Annotated in this window: 16 protein-coding genes; 11 read left to right on the top strand and 5 right to left on the bottom strand. The window is 58.4% G+C overall.

The genetic code is table 11. The features are described 5' to 3' along the window. Window positions 1-42 precede the first annotated feature (42 nt). The gene (locus tag H0484_RS05105; protein WP_226953367.1) at window positions 43-1,518 is read left to right on the top strand and encodes an aldehyde dehydrogenase; all 1,476 of its coding nucleotides are present in this window, start codon (window positions 43-45) and stop codon (window positions 1,516-1,518) included. A gap of 9 nt (window positions 1,519-1,527) precedes the next feature. Then, window positions 1,528-2,490 (top strand): VOC family protein, encoded by a 963-nt coding sequence (locus H0484_RS05100; RefSeq protein ID WP_226953366.1) that lies wholly within the window; start codon window positions 1,528-1,530, stop codon window positions 2,488-2,490. Between the two features lie 73 nt (window positions 2,491-2,563). Here H0484_RS05100 and H0484_RS05095 read toward each other — a convergent pair whose 3' ends face one another. Then, on the bottom strand, window positions 2,564-3,331 hold the full coding sequence (locus H0484_RS05095; RefSeq protein WP_226953364.1) for an MFS transporter: 768 nt from the start codon (window positions 3,329-3,331) through the stop codon (window positions 2,564-2,566). Then, window positions 3,322-3,579, bottom strand: a complete 258-nt coding sequence (locus H0484_RS05090; RefSeq protein ID WP_226953362.1) for a hypothetical protein — start codon at window positions 3,577-3,579, stop codon at window positions 3,322-3,324. Before H0484_RS05090 ends, H0484_RS05095 begins: the two co-directional genes overlap by 10 nt. Before the next feature lie 35 nt (window positions 3,580-3,614). On the opposite strand from H0484_RS05090, the gene H0484_RS05085 reads away from it, so the two are divergent. After that, window positions 3,615-4,241, top strand: coding sequence for a helix-turn-helix domain-containing protein (locus H0484_RS05085; protein ID WP_226953361.1), 627 nt, complete (start codon window positions 3,615-3,617; stop codon window positions 4,239-4,241). 11 nt (window positions 4,242-4,252) lie between these two features. Here H0484_RS05085 and H0484_RS05080 read toward each other — a convergent pair whose 3' ends face one another. From H0484_RS05080 to map, 3 genes are read right to left on the bottom strand one after another with little or no spacing between them, the layout of a single operon-like run. After that, window positions 4,253-4,762, bottom strand: coding sequence for a disulfide bond formation protein B (locus H0484_RS05080; RefSeq protein WP_226953360.1), 510 nt, complete (start codon window positions 4,760-4,762; stop codon window positions 4,253-4,255). Window positions 4,763-4,766: 4 nt separating this feature from the next. Beyond that, window positions 4,767-7,328 carry a [protein-PII] uridylyltransferase gene (locus H0484_RS05075; RefSeq protein WP_226953359.1) on the bottom strand — a complete coding sequence of 854 codons (2,562 nt, stop codon included), beginning with the start codon at window positions 7,326-7,328 and terminating at the stop codon, window positions 4,767-4,769. Between the two features lie 15 nt (window positions 7,329-7,343). Then, the gene (gene map / locus H0484_RS05070; RefSeq protein WP_226953358.1) at window positions 7,344-8,156 is read right to left on the bottom strand and encodes a type I methionyl aminopeptidase; all 813 of its coding nucleotides are present in this window, start codon (window positions 8,154-8,156) and stop codon (window positions 7,344-7,346) included. Between the two features lie 349 nt (window positions 8,157-8,505). On the opposite strand from map, the gene rpsB reads away from it, so the two are divergent. From rpsB to rseP, 8 genes are all read left to right on the top strand, one after another. Beyond that, window positions 8,506-9,261 carry a 30S ribosomal protein S2 gene (gene rpsB, locus H0484_RS05065; protein WP_226953357.1) on the top strand — a complete coding sequence of 252 codons (756 nt, stop codon included), beginning with the start codon at window positions 8,506-8,508 and terminating at the stop codon, window positions 9,259-9,261. 136 nt (window positions 9,262-9,397) lie between these two features. Further along, window positions 9,398-10,273 carry a translation elongation factor Ts gene (gene tsf, locus H0484_RS05060; protein ID WP_226953356.1) on the top strand — a complete coding sequence of 292 codons (876 nt, stop codon included), beginning with the start codon at window positions 9,398-9,400 and terminating at the stop codon, window positions 10,271-10,273. A 96-nt stretch (window positions 10,274-10,369) separates the two neighbouring features. Next, complete coding sequence (pyrH, locus tag H0484_RS05055; RefSeq protein ID WP_226953355.1) at window positions 10,370-11,086, top strand: UMP kinase; 717 nt, start codon at window positions 10,370-10,372, stop codon at window positions 11,084-11,086. 13 nt (window positions 11,087-11,099) lie between these two features. Further along, window positions 11,100-11,660 carry a ribosome recycling factor gene (frr, locus tag H0484_RS05050; protein WP_226953354.1) on the top strand — a complete coding sequence of 187 codons (561 nt, stop codon included), beginning with the start codon at window positions 11,100-11,102 and terminating at the stop codon, window positions 11,658-11,660. 27 nt (window positions 11,661-11,687) lie between these two features. Further along, complete coding sequence (uppS, locus tag H0484_RS05045; protein ID WP_226953353.1) at window positions 11,688-12,446, top strand: polyprenyl diphosphate synthase; 759 nt, start codon at window positions 11,688-11,690, stop codon at window positions 12,444-12,446. A 13-nt stretch (window positions 12,447-12,459) separates the two neighbouring features. Further along, window positions 12,460-13,326 (top strand): phosphatidate cytidylyltransferase, encoded by an 867-nt coding sequence (locus H0484_RS05040; protein ID WP_226953352.1) that lies wholly within the window; start codon window positions 12,460-12,462, stop codon window positions 13,324-13,326. Further along, window positions 13,323-14,519, top strand: coding sequence for a 1-deoxy-D-xylulose-5-phosphate reductoisomerase (locus H0484_RS05035; RefSeq protein ID WP_226953351.1), 1,197 nt, complete (start codon window positions 13,323-13,325; stop codon window positions 14,517-14,519). Before H0484_RS05040 ends, H0484_RS05035 begins: the two co-directional genes overlap by 4 nt. A 102-nt stretch (window positions 14,520-14,621) precedes the next feature. Continuing rightward, a complete protein-coding gene (gene rseP / locus H0484_RS05030; RefSeq protein ID WP_226953350.1) occupies window positions 14,622-15,950 on the top strand; it encodes an RIP metalloprotease RseP in 1,329 nt (442 codons plus the stop codon). Window positions 15,951-15,953 lie beyond the last annotated feature (3 nt).

The raw sequence follows: 15,953 nt of genomic DNA, 5'->3' as shown, positions 1-15,953 counted from the left end.
AAGGCCGGGCATCCGTCCGGCCTTCCCAGCAGGAATATTGCTATGAGCAGTGTTGAAGTCCTTCCCATCTGTATTGCGGGGCAATGGCGCCCAGGGCGTGGTACGCGCTACGACACTTTGTATCCGGCCACGGGCGAAGTCGTGGGCACTTTGAATGCCGCCGACCTGCAAGACGTGGAAGAAGCCATTCAGGGCGCGCAACTGGCTTTTGAAACCAGCGGCTGGGCACAACGCAAACCCCACGAGCGTGCGCAGGTTTTGTATCGCATCGCCCAACTGATACGCGAGCACGGCGAGCGGCTGGCACAGCGTCAGCGCCTGGATAACGGCAAGCCTATCAGCGAAACCCGCGCCTTGGTCGCCAGTGCAGCCGGCACCTTCCAGTTTTTTGCGGCTGCTTGTGAAACCCTGGAAGACAGCCTGACGCCGTCTCGCGGCGACTACCTGAGCCTGAGCGTGTATGAGCCCATGGGTGTGGTGGCCGCCATTACGCCATGGAACTCCCCGATTGCCAGCGAAGCCCAAAAAATTGCTCCCGCTTTGGCGGCGGGTAACGCAGTGGTGGTCAAGCCTGCCGAGATCACCCCTTTACTGGCGCTGGACTTGGCCCGCCTGTGCGAAGAGGCCGGTTTGCCCAAGGGCATGATCAGCGTGCTGCCTGGTAAAGGCTCGGTCATAGGCGATGCGATTACCCAGCACCCCTTGGTGCGTCGTGTGTCGTTTACCGGGGGGACCTCGGTAGGGCGACATATTGCCGCCATCGCCGCGCAAAAATTGATGCCGGTGTCGCTAGAGCTGGGGGGTAAATCGCCCACCATCGTGCTGGAAGACGCGGATCTGGATCACGCGGTAGCTGGGGTGTTGTATGGCATTTTCAGTTCATCCGGCGAGTCTTGCATTGCCGGCTCTCGACTGTTCGTGGCCCGGCCGCTCTACGAGCGCTTTATCGAGCGCTTGGTGCAAGGCGCCCAGCGCCTGCGCGTGGGGGACCCGGCGAATGAGCAAACCCAAATGGGTCCGCTGATCAGCGCCGCGCATCGCGCTTCGGTCGAACGTTATGTAGAGATCGGCTTGAGCGAAGGCGGTCGTCTGCTGACCGGCGGTAAACGCCCGGTAGGCGCGCTCTACGATAAAGGCTTTTACTACCTGCCCACCATTATCGACGGCCTGGAAAATCACGCGACTTTGTGCCAGGAAGAGGTTTTCGGCCCTGTGCTGGTGGCCCTGCCTTTCGATAACGAAGCCGACCTGATCAAGCAGGCCAATGACAGCGTTTACGCTTTGGCCGGCGGTGTCTGGACGCGCGACTACAAACGCGCTTGGGCGCTTGGGCGTGCATTGAAAGCCGGAAACGTCTGGATCAATACCTACAAGCAGTTCTCCATCGCCACGCCTTTCGGCGGCTGGCGTGATAGCGGCTTGGGCCGCGAGAAAGGCCGCGAGGGCATACGGCAATACATGGAGCAGAAAAGCCTGTACTGGGGGATGAACGAAGCTCCCTTGCCCTGGGCCAACTAAGGAATCATCATGCGCATAGAAGGCATAGACGAAATCACCTACGGCGTCGAAGATTTCGACACCTGCAAACGTTTTTTCAGCGATTGGGGGCTGGAACTGGTTTCCGAGCAAGCCGGCGAAATCATTTATCGCACCTTGAATGACTGTCGGGTGCGTCTGATAGATGCGGCGGCGCCGGGTCGCGCACCGGCCATAGAAGCCGGCCCGACCATGCGCGAGGTGGTGTGGGGCGTAACCAGCCCACAGGTGCTGGACGAATTGGCGGAATCCCTGGCTAAGGAGCCGGGCTTCGAGCGCACCTCGGAGCGCGTCTGGTGTGTGGACCCGAGTGGCATGGTTGTTGCTTTCCAGCTTTCACGCAAACAGCCTGTAGAAGTCGTTTCGGGCCGATTCAATACTTGGACCGAACGCCAGCGCGTCAATGAGCGCGCTACCTTTTACGAGCGTGCGCATCCCATCGAAGTGGGGCATGTGGTGTTTTTCGTCAAAGACGTCAACGTCATGGAGGCTTTCTACACCGAAAAAGTGGGCTTCGTCCCTTCAGATCGCTACCCTGATCGGGGCGTGTTTCTGCGTTGCGATGCACAAGGTGGACACCACGATCTGTTCTTGCTGCAAACGCCCGATGGCAAGGTGGGTTTGAACCACGTGGCTTTCACCGTGCGTGATATTCACGAGGTATTCGGGGGCGGCCTGCACTTTGATCGATGCGGTTGGCAGACGCAGCTGGGGCCGGGCCGTCATCCCATTTCTTCAGCCTACTTCTGGTATTTTCAGAACCCCGCAGGCGGCTTGATCGAGTATTACTCGGATGATGATGAACTGAACGAGGATTGGGAACCTCGTGAGTTCGAGCCTTCGCCCACCCGGTTTGCAGAGTGGGGGGTGGAAGGCGGTATTGATGGCAACACTCGGCGTCAGAAGCAGGGCGCCAAAGCCGTGGACGCCAAATTTCTGACTGACCGGCGTTAAAAAGCTGTTTGGATTTGCATGTGGAGAAGGGCTGTTCGACGTGAGCGGCCCTTCTTTTTTTGCCGGGCAGCAGTTAAGCGCCGGGCCGTGCAAGGCTTGGAACCTGGGATGGGTGACTTAGCCAGGCGCGGCTTCGCAATGCCAATGCAAATGCCAGTATGGAGCCTATCAGCAGCCCTGCCAGTAAACCCAAGTGCCCCAGTTGGTCTAGCAAAATGCCGGCAAGCATGGGAACCACGGTTCGCGCCAAGATGAACAGGCTGGATTGCACGCCGTAGTCCAGGGCGGCCAGTCCTGGCCTGGCAAAAACCATCATCAAGCTAAAGAGCATGCCGGAAGTCAGACCCATGGCAGCCGCAATCATGAATGCAGCAGCAAATATAAGGGGTGCGGCACCCCATTGCAGCGCGATGGCCAATGCGGCGATGGCCAGCACGGCGGCCAAGGCAAAGGCCGGCATACTGAAGCCCACACCCATGCGACGAGTCAAATGACTACCCAGCAAGCTGGCAAGTGCTGCGACCGTACCGCCGCCCATTCCCACAACAAGTGCGATCTCTTGAGGGGCAAAGCGCAGGTCAATTAAAAGCGGCTTCAAGTATATCCAGGCAGCGCCTATGAACGGAAAATACAGAACCAGCAGAAGTGCCCAGCGGCCATGCGACGGCACCTTGAAATAGCTCAGCCATGCTTGCCAACCTGCGCTTTGCGTCGCGGGCGGCAAAGCGCTGAGCGAACTGCGCAGCTTTACAAGGCCCAATAGCGCGACTCCCAATAACAAGCCACCTGCCGAGAAATAAAAGGGCCATGCCCAGCCCCAATGTGTTTGTATCAACAGCATGACGCCACCACGCTAACGGTAAACCCTAGTAACGCGGCAGCGTAAAAGAGGCCAAGCATCATGGCCCAATTGCGATAACTGGCTCGACCGAGCTTGTAGCGATCAATGGGGGTGGCCATCACGAACTTCAAAATGGCGGGCAGGCCCGCCAGTTGCAAGAGGCCGATTTCGCTACCAGTCCAACCGTGCTCCCGCATCACCATAGGTAGACCGATGAATAAATACACCAGGGGAGCAGTGAGAGACAAGTTCAGCCAGGCAAAAAGCCCTTGCAAAAGCCACCATGTTTCGCAGCATGCGCGGCGAAAGGCGCTACCTGGCTCATGAAACCGTGTGCCAATGGCGGCTGATTGTGGATGAGAATGCCTCGCGCAGCTACGCGCTGGATGCCTTGATTGAAGGTGGAAAGGTTCACGCCGGAGCGCGGCAACTTTTGTTTGCACCCAGCAGCGCCAGCATTGCACATGGGGTCGATCATCTGGCGCATTTATATAACACCGCCGGCAGCCGCCTGGATCTACAAATTGCCGCGCTTTCTATGCTGGGCGAGCAAGTCCGTCTACTCACGCCGCCACAGCGGTCGCTAGCGTCTCAAGGTACTCAACACCAAGAGAAAATACTTCGGGCACACGAACTGATGCTGGCGCAGTACGGTCGCGCCCTGACCATTCCATATTTATGTGCGGCAGTCGGCACCAATGAATTCGCGCTCAAACAAGGGTTTCGCGAAGTATTTGGCGTCAGCCCACACAAAATGCTCGTGGATATCCGCATGCGTAAAGCTCAAGCGCTATTGGAGTCTGGTGAGCCAGTTTCCAGCGTGGCCTACAAGGTAGGATTCCAGCATCCATCCAGCTTCAGTGCGGCATTTCGCCGTTATTTTGGATGTGTGCCCAAAAGCTTGAAATGACAGTCCCCGCTTTAGCGCCGGGCACGCAGGCCCACCAAGGCGAGCAGCGCCAAGAAGACGAACAGGCCCAGGCTCCATAAGGCATACTCCACACCAAACAGCTCGACGCGGGCATCCATGCAGCTTGCATAAATACCAAATAACCAGGGCACGCCGGCATCCAGACCTGACGACACCATGAAGCGGTCGGCAAAGGTCTGAGAGCACGAAACCATATTGGCGGCTACGTCGTGTTGGTACCAGGCGGTGGCAACCCCGCCGAAGGCCACCAAGGCGGAAAGGGCGCAGGCGATACGCCCAAAGAGGGAGTGCAAACGACCGATCAGCAAACCCAGCCAGCAGATCAGGGTTAAACATAGGTAAAGCAGGCGCTGAAAAGTACACCAGGCGCAAGGCGGCATTTCGAACACATGCTGGGAAACAAGCGCCACACCTACGGAAGCCAGACTGAGCCAGGCAATCAAATGCAGGCACAAGCGGGTGGTGTGGGGAAGGGTGGTGCGGATGGGCTCGGTGCGCATAGATTCAATTAACTAAATTGCTGGAAAGACATTCGAGCACGGCGCGTTCGAATGCCTGCTGACGGCGCGGGTCTTGCAGCGCCTCGCTATGTAAGGTGAAACTGTCTTCGACACGATCACCTAGCGTCATGATTTTGGCCATGCGTAAGTCTACTTGGTACTGGGCGAAGGTTTGCGCGAGATTGTAGAGCAGACCGCGTCTATCGGCGGCGACCAGTGAAAGCCGCCAGTTGTCTTCGACGTGCGGGTTGGCGCTAAGTTCTATGCGCGGCACGATGGGAAAGCTGCGGGCGCGGCGCGAGGGGCGGGCTCGGAAGGGCGGGCGGGGCGGCTCGCCAGCTCGCATCAGTGCCGCAGGCAGGTCACGCTCTACCGAGGGGATACGGGAACGCAGGCCGGCGTCTCCGGTGACTGGCAGCACAATAAAACTATCCAGGGCCCAACCGTGACGGGTCGTGTGTATGCGGGCTTCTTGTACGCTGAGTTCGCATTCGGCAAAGTAATGGCAGATGTCCGCAAACAAATCGGCGCGGTCAGGGGCATAGACCATCACTTGCATGCCTTCGCCATGCTCCAGCATGCGGCAGCACGCCACAGGTATGGGCGTATCGGGGCATTTGTGGAGGTGGGAAGTATGCCAGGCAATATCCGATGCATCGTGCTGCATGAAGTAATCCGTACCCAGCTGGGCCCAGAAAACGTCGCGCTGCGCTTCTGTCAGGCGATCAGCACGCAGCAATGCCGTGGCGGCCTGTTGATGCCGCGCTACCAGGGTGTCCATATCCATGGGCGCGCCGCCCAGCAAAACAGAGGTCTGCTGATAAAGCGAGTCGATCAGACGTCCTTTCCATGCGTTCCAGACCTTGGGACTGGTGCCTCGGATATCGGCAACTGTCAGTAGATACAAAGCGGTCAGGCGCTCGGGAGTGCGCACGATATCGGCAAACTCGCGTATGACGATGGGGTCGGCCAAGTCGCGTTTTTGGGCGTAGCGGGACAAGCTTAAATGCTGCTCTACCAAGAAGACGATGAGCTCGGTGTCTTCGGCGCCAAGTTCGTGTTGACGGCAGAAACGCCGGGCGTCGCGTGCCCCCAGCTCGGAATGGTCACCACCTTGGCCTTTGGCGATGTCGTGATAAAGCGCGGCAATGTCCAGCAGCCATGGTCGAGGCCACTGACGCAGCAAGCGATGAGCCAGTGCCGCATCGTGCAGGGCGTCTTCTGTGGCAAAGCGATGCAAATGCCCGATTACCTTAAGAATGTGTTCGTCTACGGTATAGACGTGAAACAGATCGTGCTGCATTTGCCCTACGATACGGCGAAATTCGGGCAGATAATGTGCCAGCAAACCCAGCGTATGCATGCGACGCAGTGCCGTTAAGGCCCCTGTGGGGTGACGCAGAATGCGCATGAACAGATGCCGGTTCTGCGGCTGGCGCCGAAAGCTTGCATCAAGACGTTTGCGCGCCTGCCACATGGCGCGCATCATGGCGGCGGTCAAGCCTTCCAGGTCTGCGCGATCTTGCATCAAGGCAATCGCTTCCAGCAACAGGCTGGGCTGCTGGATAAACGCTTCGGGTTGGCGAATGTCGAGCCGGTTGCGCACCAGTTTGAAGTGACGGTCTATGACCCGCAGAGCCGTGGGCGGCGCAGGGAAAAGGTGTTCCTCCAGGGCTTGCATGAGTAGCCGGTTGAACAAACTGACCACCCGGGCCGCCCAGTAATAGCGCTGCATCAGCAGTTCGCTCGGGCGGCGTCCGCGTACGGACTCAAAGCCATATACCTGGGCAAGCCGGATTTGCATGTCGAACAGCACACGGTCTTCGCGGCGCCCAGCCAGCAAGTGCAACTCTATGCGCAGGCGTTTGAAAGCCAGTTCGGCACGGCGCAAGGCGCGATATTCGGTCAGATCCAGAAACCCTGCGGCGACGACTTCACGCCACTGGCGACCGATACCGGCGGCCTGCGTCATCCATTGGATGACGGTAAGGTCTCGTAAGCCGCCCGGAGACTCTTTGCAGTTGGGTTCCAGCGCATAGGGCGTGTTCTGGTAGCGGGCATGACGCTGTTGCTGTTCGGCGCGCTTGGCCAGAAAGAATGTGCGCGGATCACGCTGGCGTTGCATGATGGCCTGCAAACGACTGACTAAGTGGGCGTCCCCACCCACCCAGCGCAACTCCATCAAGGCGGTTTCGACGGTGACGTCGTTGGCGGCCTGGCGCTGACATTCCACCACGGTGCGCACGCTATGGGAAAGGTCCAGGCCCAAATCCCATAGGGCGGCAATCAGGTGTTCAAGCTTCTCTTGGTCGGCCAGGCTGGCTGGGCGACGCAGCAGAATCAGCACGTCAACATCGGAATAAGGAAAGAGCTCGCCCCGGCCATATCCGCCCACCGCGCCCAAGGCTGCGCCTGAAGGCAAAGGGTGCTTGATGAGCGTGGCACGTAAAGCCGTATCGGTCACGCGCGAGAGAGCCTTAAGCAAGGTTTCCGCGCGTTGATGGCGGCGCCACCGAGCAATGGCTTGTTCACGCTGGGCGTGCAGTTGCTCGCGGATGGCGCGCATAAGGCTGGGGGCGACTTAGCGACCGCCCTGCGCGAAGGCGGGCGGGGCCGGCATGCCTGGCGAGATCGTCAGGACTTCGTAGCCGTTTTCGGTGACCAGAATGCTGTGTTCCCATTGCGCCGACAAGCTGCGGTCACGCGTTACGACTGTCCAGCCGTCAGCCAGGGTGCGGATCTCTTTGCGCCCGGCATTAAGCATGGGCTCGATCGTAAAGATCATTCCCGGCTCAAGGCGTTGGCCCGTGCCGGGTTTGCCGTAGTGCAAGACTTGGGGATCTTGGTGAAACTTACGCCCAACGCCGTGGCCGCAGTATTCGCGCACGACAGAAAAACCTTGTTTTTCGGCGTGGCGCTGAATGGCAGAGCCGATATCGCCCAGCGTGGCGCCTGGCTTGACTTGCTCTATGCCCAACCACATGCAGTCATAGGTGGTGTCGACCAGGCGCTTGGCCAGAATGGAAGGCTCGCCTACGCAAAACATGCGACTGGTATCGCCAAACCAGCCATCTTTGATGACCGTGACGTCCATATTGAGGATGTCGCCATTTTTAAGCGCTTTTTCGCCGGGGATGCCGTGGCAGATGACATGGTTGACCGAGGTGCAAACCGCGCCGGGGTAAGGAGGATAACCAGGGGGCGCGTAGCCTACCGTTGCGGATTTAACGTGCAGCGTGTTGGCGATGAATTCTTTGCAAAGCTCGTCGAGTTCACCTGTAGTGATACCGGCGCGCACATGGGTGGCCAGATAATCCAGAGTTTGAGCGGCGGCCTGGCAGGCGGCGCGCATTTTGTCTAGGTCGGCAGGATCGGTGACAAGCGGGGTGGTCATAAGCGGTAGATGTAACTTGATAGATGGTCTTATAAGATAGTAGAATTATAGGCTTTGTTGAAAAAGGCAGCGGAAAAGCCGCAGCAGGTTGGCAGTAGGCTAGCCTACTTTTTCAGCAAAAAAGTAGTGCTATAAAAAGCAGAACTGTAAAAAGCAGTGCTGTAAATATAGTATGCAGTAAATAGCGTAGCAGGTCGGTACTCAATCGTGGCAAGGCGGGTTTTGCCTTGTGTGCGGTACCCAGGGTGCTTGGCGTGGCTGGCCGATGCTTGAATTTTAAGCTTTGGCTAGGCAGCGTGCCAGGCTGGCAGACCTGCTACAAGACACAACCCTTACGGAGTAAATTAACATGTCGCTGATGCGCGAAATGCTGGAAGCCGGTGTGCACTTTGGCCACCAAACCCGTTACTGGAACCCCAAGATGTCGCAATACATCTTCGGTCAGCGTAACAAGATTCATATCATCAACCTCGAACAAACGGTCGAGAAGTTCCAAGAAGCCGCCAAGTACCTGCGCCAAGTGGCATCCAAGGGCGGCACCGTGCTGTTCGTTGGCACCAAGCGCGCTGCTCGCGACATCGTCGCTGAAGAAGCTGCCCGTTGCGGCATGCCTTACGTCGACAGCCGTTGGCTGGGCGGCATGATGACCAACTTCAAGACGGTTAAGACTTCGATCAAACGCCTGAAGGAAATGGAAGTCCAGCAGGCAGAAGGCGCCACCGAGCGCATGAGCAAAAAAGAAGGCCTGATGTTCGCACGCGAACTCGACAAGCTCAACAAGAGCTTGGGCGGCATCAAAGACATGAACACCTTGCCCGACGTGCTGTTCATCATTGACGTGGGCTATCATAAGATTGCCATCAACGAAGCGCGCTCGCTGGGTATTCCCGTCGTGGCGGTTGTCGATACCAACCACTCGCCCGATGGCGTGGATTACGTCATTCCTGGCAACGACGACTCTGGTAAAGCTATCGCGCTGTACGCGAAGGGCATGGCTGACGCCGTTCTGGCTGGTCGCGAACAAGCGCTTAACGGCTTGGTCGAAGAGATCGCCGAAGCAGGTGAGGAATTCGTCGAAGTTCAGGACGAGCAGCAGGGCGAGTAAGCCGCCCGACGCGTTTGTGCCCTGCTAGACGGGGCGCCCGACTGACGGCCATGACGGGCAAAGCCGTGCCCGCTTGGCCGTTTCATCCGTCAGCCTTCGGCAAAACCGAAGACGAACACTAATCTGGAGAATTCAAGTGGCTCAAATCACCGCTGCTATGGTCAAAGAACTGCGCGAGAAAACCGATGCGCCCATGATGGAATGCAAAAAGGCCCTGACCGAGGCCGATGGCGACATGGCCAAGGCAGAAGAGCTGCTGCGCGTCAAGCTGGGTAACAAAGCCAGTAAAGCCGCCAGCCGCATCACCGCCGAAGGTCTGGTTGGCTTGCACATTTCCGACGATGCCAAGAAGGGCGCATTGGTTGAAATCAACTGCGAAACCGACTTCGTTGCCAAAAACGACGACTTCATCGCTTTCGTCAGCCAAATTAGCGAACTCGTCGCCGACAAGAACCCAGCCGATGTGGCTGCCTTGTCCGAACTGGCCATGGGCGAAGGTACGGTCGAAACCGTGCGTGCCGCCTTGGTAGGCAAAATCGGCGAAAACCTGTCCATCCGTCGCTTCCAGCGCTTCGAAACACCCAACAAGCTGGCCAGCTACGTGCATGGCGGTCGTATCGGTGTACTCGTCGAGTTCAGCGGCGCCGATGAAGTCGGTAAAGATCTGGCCATGCACATTGCAGCTACCAAGCCACAGGCGCTGGATGCTGACGGCGTGCCTGCCGAACTGATCGCCGCCGAGCGCTCGGTTGCCGAACAGAAAGCCTCCGAATCCGGCAAGCCCGCCGAAATCGTCGCCAAGATGGTTGAAGGCAGCGTGCAGAAATTCCTGAAAGAAGTCACGCTGCTCTCGCAGCCTTTCGTCAAGAACGACAAGCAAGCCGTTAGCCAAATGCTCAAAGAGCAAGGCGCCGACATTCAACGCTTCGCTTTGTTTGTGGTGGGCGAGGGCATAGAGAAGAAGTCCGAAGACTTCGCTGCCGAAGTGGCTGCTGCCGCCGGCAACGCCTGATAAGACTTACCTCCGCGTCAAGGCAGCCAGGCCTGGAACGGCCCCCGGCCTGGCACACGAGATCATCGGGCTGTTGTTTTTTTTGGATGGCCTCACATGTCGCCCCGTTCGTACAAGCGAATTCTCCTGAAACTTTCCGGTGAAGCCCTGATGGGCGACGATGCCTTCGGCATCAACCGGGCCACCATCATGCGGATGACGGATGAGATTGCCGAAGTCGCCTCTTTGGGCGTCGAATTGGCCATCGTCATCGGTGGCGGTAATATTTTCCGCGGCGTCGCTCCCGGTGCTCAAGGAATGGACCGCGCCACTGCCGATTACATGGGCATGATGGCAACCGTCATGAACGCACTTGCCTTGCAAGACGCTCTTAAAAACAAGGGTGTCGATGCTCGCGTTCAGTCCGCGCTTAATCTCGATCAAGTGGTCGAGCCCTATATTCGTCCCAAGGCACTGCGTTATCTCGAAGAAGGCAAGGTTGTCATCTTCGCGGCAGGCACGGGCAACCCTTTCTTTACCACCGACACCGCTGCGGCGCTGCGTGGCGCCGAAATCGGGGCCGAAATCGTCCTGAAAGCCACCAAGGTCGACGGTATCTACACGGCTGATCCCAACAAGGATCCCGATGCCACCCGCTATACCCGCATCAGCTTCGACGAAGTAATTTTGCGTCGCCTGGAAGTCATGGACGCCACCGCGTTCGCACTGTGCCGCGATCAGAAGCTGCCCATCAAGGTGTTTTCGATCAACAAGTCCGGTGCTTTGCGCCGCGCCGTCCAGGGCGAAGACGAAGGCACCCTGGTCCACGTTTGAAAAAGGATTTGTCATGAGCGTTTCCGAAGTCAAGAAGTCCGCCGAATCCCGCATGAACAAGAGCCTCGAATCGCTCAAGACCAACTTGGCCAAGATTCGTACAGGTCGGGCTCATGCCGGTATTCTCGACCACGTTCAGGTCGAGTACTACGGCTCTCCCGTGCCCGTAGGCCAAGTGGCCAACGTGAACGTGCTGGATGCGCGTACGCTTAACGTGCAGCCCTACGAAAAAAACATGGTGGGTCCCATTGAGCGCGCCATTCGCGACTCCGACTTGGGCCTGAACCCCATGTCCATGGGCGAAACCATCCGCGTACCTATGCCCCCCCTTACCGAAGAGCGCCGTCGCGACTTGACCAAAGTCGTGCGTTCCGAAGGTGAAGAGGCCAAGGTTGCGGTGCGTAACGTGCGTCGCGACTGTAACGATGCACTCAAGAAGCTGGTTAAGGACAAAGAAATCTCCGAGGACGACGAGCGTCGCACCCAGGACGATGTCCAGAAGCTGACCGACCGCCACGTAGCGGACGTCGATAAGCTGGTCAGCCAAAAAGAAGCCGAGATCATGACGGTCTAAGGATCTTCTTTTTCTACGATGATCTCCATGCATACCAGCTCCACGATGGCGGTACCGGAAAGCGGCCAGGTGCCAGAGCACTTGGCCATCATCATGGATGGCAATGGCCGTTGGGCAACGCAGCGCTTCTTGCCCCGCACCGCCGGTCACGTCAAGGGTGTGCAGGCGGTCAGACGAATCGTAGAAGCTTGCGGGCGACGCGGCGTGCGTTATCTGACGCTGTTTGCTTTCAGTTCCGAGAACTGGCGTCGTCCCCAAGAAGAAGTCAGCATGCTGATGCGCCTGTTCGTACAGACGCTGGAAAAAGAAGTCGATAAGCTGGCTGCGCAAGGGGTCAGGCTGCGTATTATTGGCGATCTTTCCGCCTTCGAGCCACGCCTGCGCGAGCTGATATGCGCGGCTGAACAGCGCACCGAACACAACGACAAACTGCATTTGACCATCGCAGCCAATTACGGCGGCCGTTGGGATATTCTGCAGGCCACGCGTCGTATGCTGTCAGCGCACCCAGAATTGGCAGCTAAGCCCCAGGCCATACAGGAAGCCCAGCTGGCTTCTTATTTGTCCATGGCTTATGCCCCCGAGCCCGATCTGTTCATACGCACGGGCGGCGAGCAACGAATTTCCAACTTCCTGGTCTGGCAGTTGGCCTACACCGAGCTTTACTTCACCGACGCCTATTGGCCCGATTTCGACAGTGAAGATGTCGATGCCGCCTTCGAATGGTATGCCAGGCGTGAACGCCGTTTCGGGCGTACCAGTGAACAACTGGCCGATAAGGCCTAGACACAGGTTCCTCATGCTCGGACCACGCATCATCACCGCCATCGTTCTGCTGTTCATTTTGGGCGCGGTGTTGGCGGCGCCTGGTCAATGGCCTTTGCCGGCTTTGCTTATTGTGGCTGCAGGCTGCGCGCTATGGGAATGGCTGCGTTTGGTTTGGCCGCTTAGTAGCGCAGGCAAAGCGGGCCCAATCCTGGTGGCGCTGATCGGCGCTTTGCTGATGGCAAGTCAGCTGCTGGGTTTGCTGGGTGTCCAGGAAGCGATTTCCTCACTGGCCGCCTCGCAGCTTGTCATGCCAAGTCTGGTGCTTGTGGCGGGCCTATTCTGGTTGTTGATTGCCACCACCATGGTCGTGCGCGGAAACACCTCGGCGGCGTCACGCAGTTTTCCCCTTGCTGTGATGGGTGTGGTGGCTGTGTGCACCACCTGGTGGGTGTTGACACGTTTTTACCTGATACATGGCGCCTGGTTCCTGGTTTCACTGATGGCTTTGGTCTGGGTAGCCGATATCGGTGCTTACGCAGCGGGTAAAACCATGGGTAGGCACAAGCTGGCGCCTAAGGTCAGCCCCGGTAAAAGCATAGAAGGTGCCTTGGGTGGCATCGTTGCAGCTTTGCTGTGGGTGTGGGCCAGCAGTTATTGGCAGGGCAGTTTCGGGCAAGTTCTGATCAGTGAATGGTCATGGCCCGCTTCGGTGCTAATAGTCATTGCCTTGGCGGCTATTTCCATAGTTGGCGACTTGTTTGAATCCTTGCTCAAGCGCCGCGCCGGTGTCAAGGATTCCAGCGCTTTGCTACCGGGGCACGGAGGCGTGTACGACCGTATAGACGCCTTGTTACCCGTCAGTGTGTTGGCCTGGCTTTTGCTTCAGGGGCTGGCATGACGCCGCGTTGTCTTTGCATACTGGGTGCTACCGGCTCTATCGGTGAAAGCACGCTTGATGTCGTGCGTCGTCACCCCGAACGTTTTCAGGTGTACGCCCTTAGTGCCCATAGCCGCATGGAGCGGCTGGCCGAGTTGGCGGCGCAAACGGGTGCCAAGCTCGTGGCCGTGCCTGACGATGCGGCCAGGCTTAGGTTTATTGCCGCGTGGCCCGCAAGCGGTATCCCTTTGCCCGAAATTTTGTTGGGCCCAGAAGCCCTGGAAGCCTGTGCCAGCGCCGATCAGGTGGATACTGTCATGGCGGCTATCGTGGGGGCTGCCGGTTTGCCGTCGGCCTTGGCCGCTGCGCGTGCCGGCAAACGCGTGCTGCTTGCCAACAAAGAGGCCTTAGTGGCTGCCGGTGGTCTGTTTATGCAGGCGGTGCGCGATACCGGTGCCGAACTCTTGCCCATAGACAGCGAGCACAATGCCATCTTTCAGTGCTTGCCGCAGACCGATAAGGCCTTCGCGCCACATATGCCGGCGCCCGGCGTGCGTCGCTTGCTGCTGACTGCCTCCGGAGGGCCTTTCCGTACCTTGCCCATTGAGCAACTGGCTCAGGTCACGCCCGACCAGGCCTGTGCGCACCCCAATTGGGAAATGGGTCGCAAGATATCCGTGGATTCGGCCACCATGCTGAACAAAGGCCTGGAAGTCATAGAGGCCCACTGGCTTTTCGCCATGCCGCCGGACCGTATCCAAGTCGTCATCCATCCGCAAAGCATGGTGCATTCCATGGTTGAGTACGATGACGGCTCGATATTGGCGCAATTGGGGCAGCCCGATATGCGTACGCCCATCGCCTATGGCTTGGGGTTTCCCGAGCGCATAGACAGTGGTGTGGGCCTTTTAGACCTCGCCACCCTGGGGCGTCTCGATTTTGAACCCCCGGATTTACAGCGCTTTCCGTGCCTGGCCTTGTCCTTTCAGGCCCTACGCTCGGGTCAGGATGCCTGCATAGTGCTGAATGCCGCAAACGAGGTGGCCGTCGCCGGATTTTTGGCGCAGCGCCTACCTTTTACCGGCATCACGCGGTGCATAGAAGAAAGCCTGTCGCACTTCCAGTCGCGCGCGCATCCGGTAGATGCATTGGATGCGATTCTGGACCTCGACGCCCAGGTGCGACGCTACGTCGCGGGGCGGGCCGGGCGGTAGGCTAAAATACTACCCAAAATTCGCTCAAGCGCCGCATTTCACCTCTGTTGCTGCAGTGCGGCACAGGTTTCCGACACTCACCCCATCGTTATCGGGTTTTCCATGCTCACCACTTTGCTTGCCTTTGCCGTTGCGCTGGGGCTGCTGATTACGTTTCACGAGTTGGGTCACTATTGGGTGGCCCGCTTGTGCTCGGTGCGCGTCTTAAGGTTCTCGCTGGGCTTTGGCCGCGTGCTGTGGCGTCGTACCGATAAGCACGGCACTGAATGGGCGTTGTCAGCCATCCCGCTGGGCGGTTATGTCAAGATGCTGGACGACCCTGCCGAAGTGCCGGGTAGTCTTCCTGAACAAGCTTTTCAAAGCAAAACCGTGTGGCAGCGCATTGCCATCGTAGCGGCGGGGCCGGCGGCCAATTTGTTGTTGGCGGCGCTGCTATACGCCGGCTTAAGCTGGGTAGGCACGCAAGAACCTGCGCCTGTTCTGGCCCAGCCGGCTGCCGGTACACAGGCTGCACAGGCCGGCGTGGTGGCGGGCGACCGCATCACGGCTGTAGACGGCCAAGCGGTGCAGTCATGGATGGATGCCCGCTGGCGTTTGATGCGTCATATGGGCGGCGGCGGAACCGCCCAGCTCGAACTTGACTCCCCGGGTCAGGGCAGGCGCGAAGTATCGGTGGCCATTGCCGGCGGCTTACCGGAAGACGAGCAAGAAGATTTTCTCGAAGAAGCAGGGTTGGCTTTACAGCTGCCCCGGGCCCGCGTGTCTGATGTGGTCTCAGGCAGTGCGGGTGCGCTAGCCGGCTTGCAGTCAGGCGACATCGTGGTCAGCGTGGCACAGCAGGCCGACCCCTCAATCCGTGACTTCGTGGATATCGTTAAAGAGCACCCGGGGCAGACCATAGCCCTGAAGGTGCTGCGAGACGGTGCGCATTTAACACTGCAAGCCACGCCTCAGGCGCAAACCGAAGAGGGCGCTACCGTAGGGCGCCTGGGTGTCATGCTGGCCGCCGATTTTCCCAGTGTCACGGTAAGCCGCGGCATCTTTGACGGCCTCTGGCATGGCGTTACGCGCACCTGGGAGACCGCTTGGTTCAGTCTCAAAATGATGGGTCGCATGCTGGTGGGCGACATATCGGTCAAGCATATCAGCGGCCCCGTGACCATAGCCGATTACGCCGGGCAAACGGCGCGTATCGGTCTGGCCGCCTATATCGGTTTTCTGGCGCTCATCAGCGTCAGCATAGGGGTATTGAATTTGTTACCTATCCCTATGCTTGACGGCGGGCATCTTCTTTATTATTTGATGGAAATCGTACGAGGCAAGCCTGTGCCCGAACACTGGATGCAGGCGGGCCAAAAAATTGGGCTTGGGCTGCTTGCCGCCTTGATGAGCCTGGCTTTTTTCAACGACTTCGTGCGTCTTTTCAGTTAATCC

This window comes from Mesopusillimonas faecipullorum (assembly GCF_020539505.1).
Classification (GTDB): domain Bacteria; phylum Pseudomonadota; class Gammaproteobacteria; order Burkholderiales; family Burkholderiaceae_B; genus Mesopusillimonas; species Mesopusillimonas faecipullorum.
The sequence above is the reverse complement of the archived record's forward strand: the minus strand, read 5'-3'. Positions and strand labels throughout refer to the sequence as shown.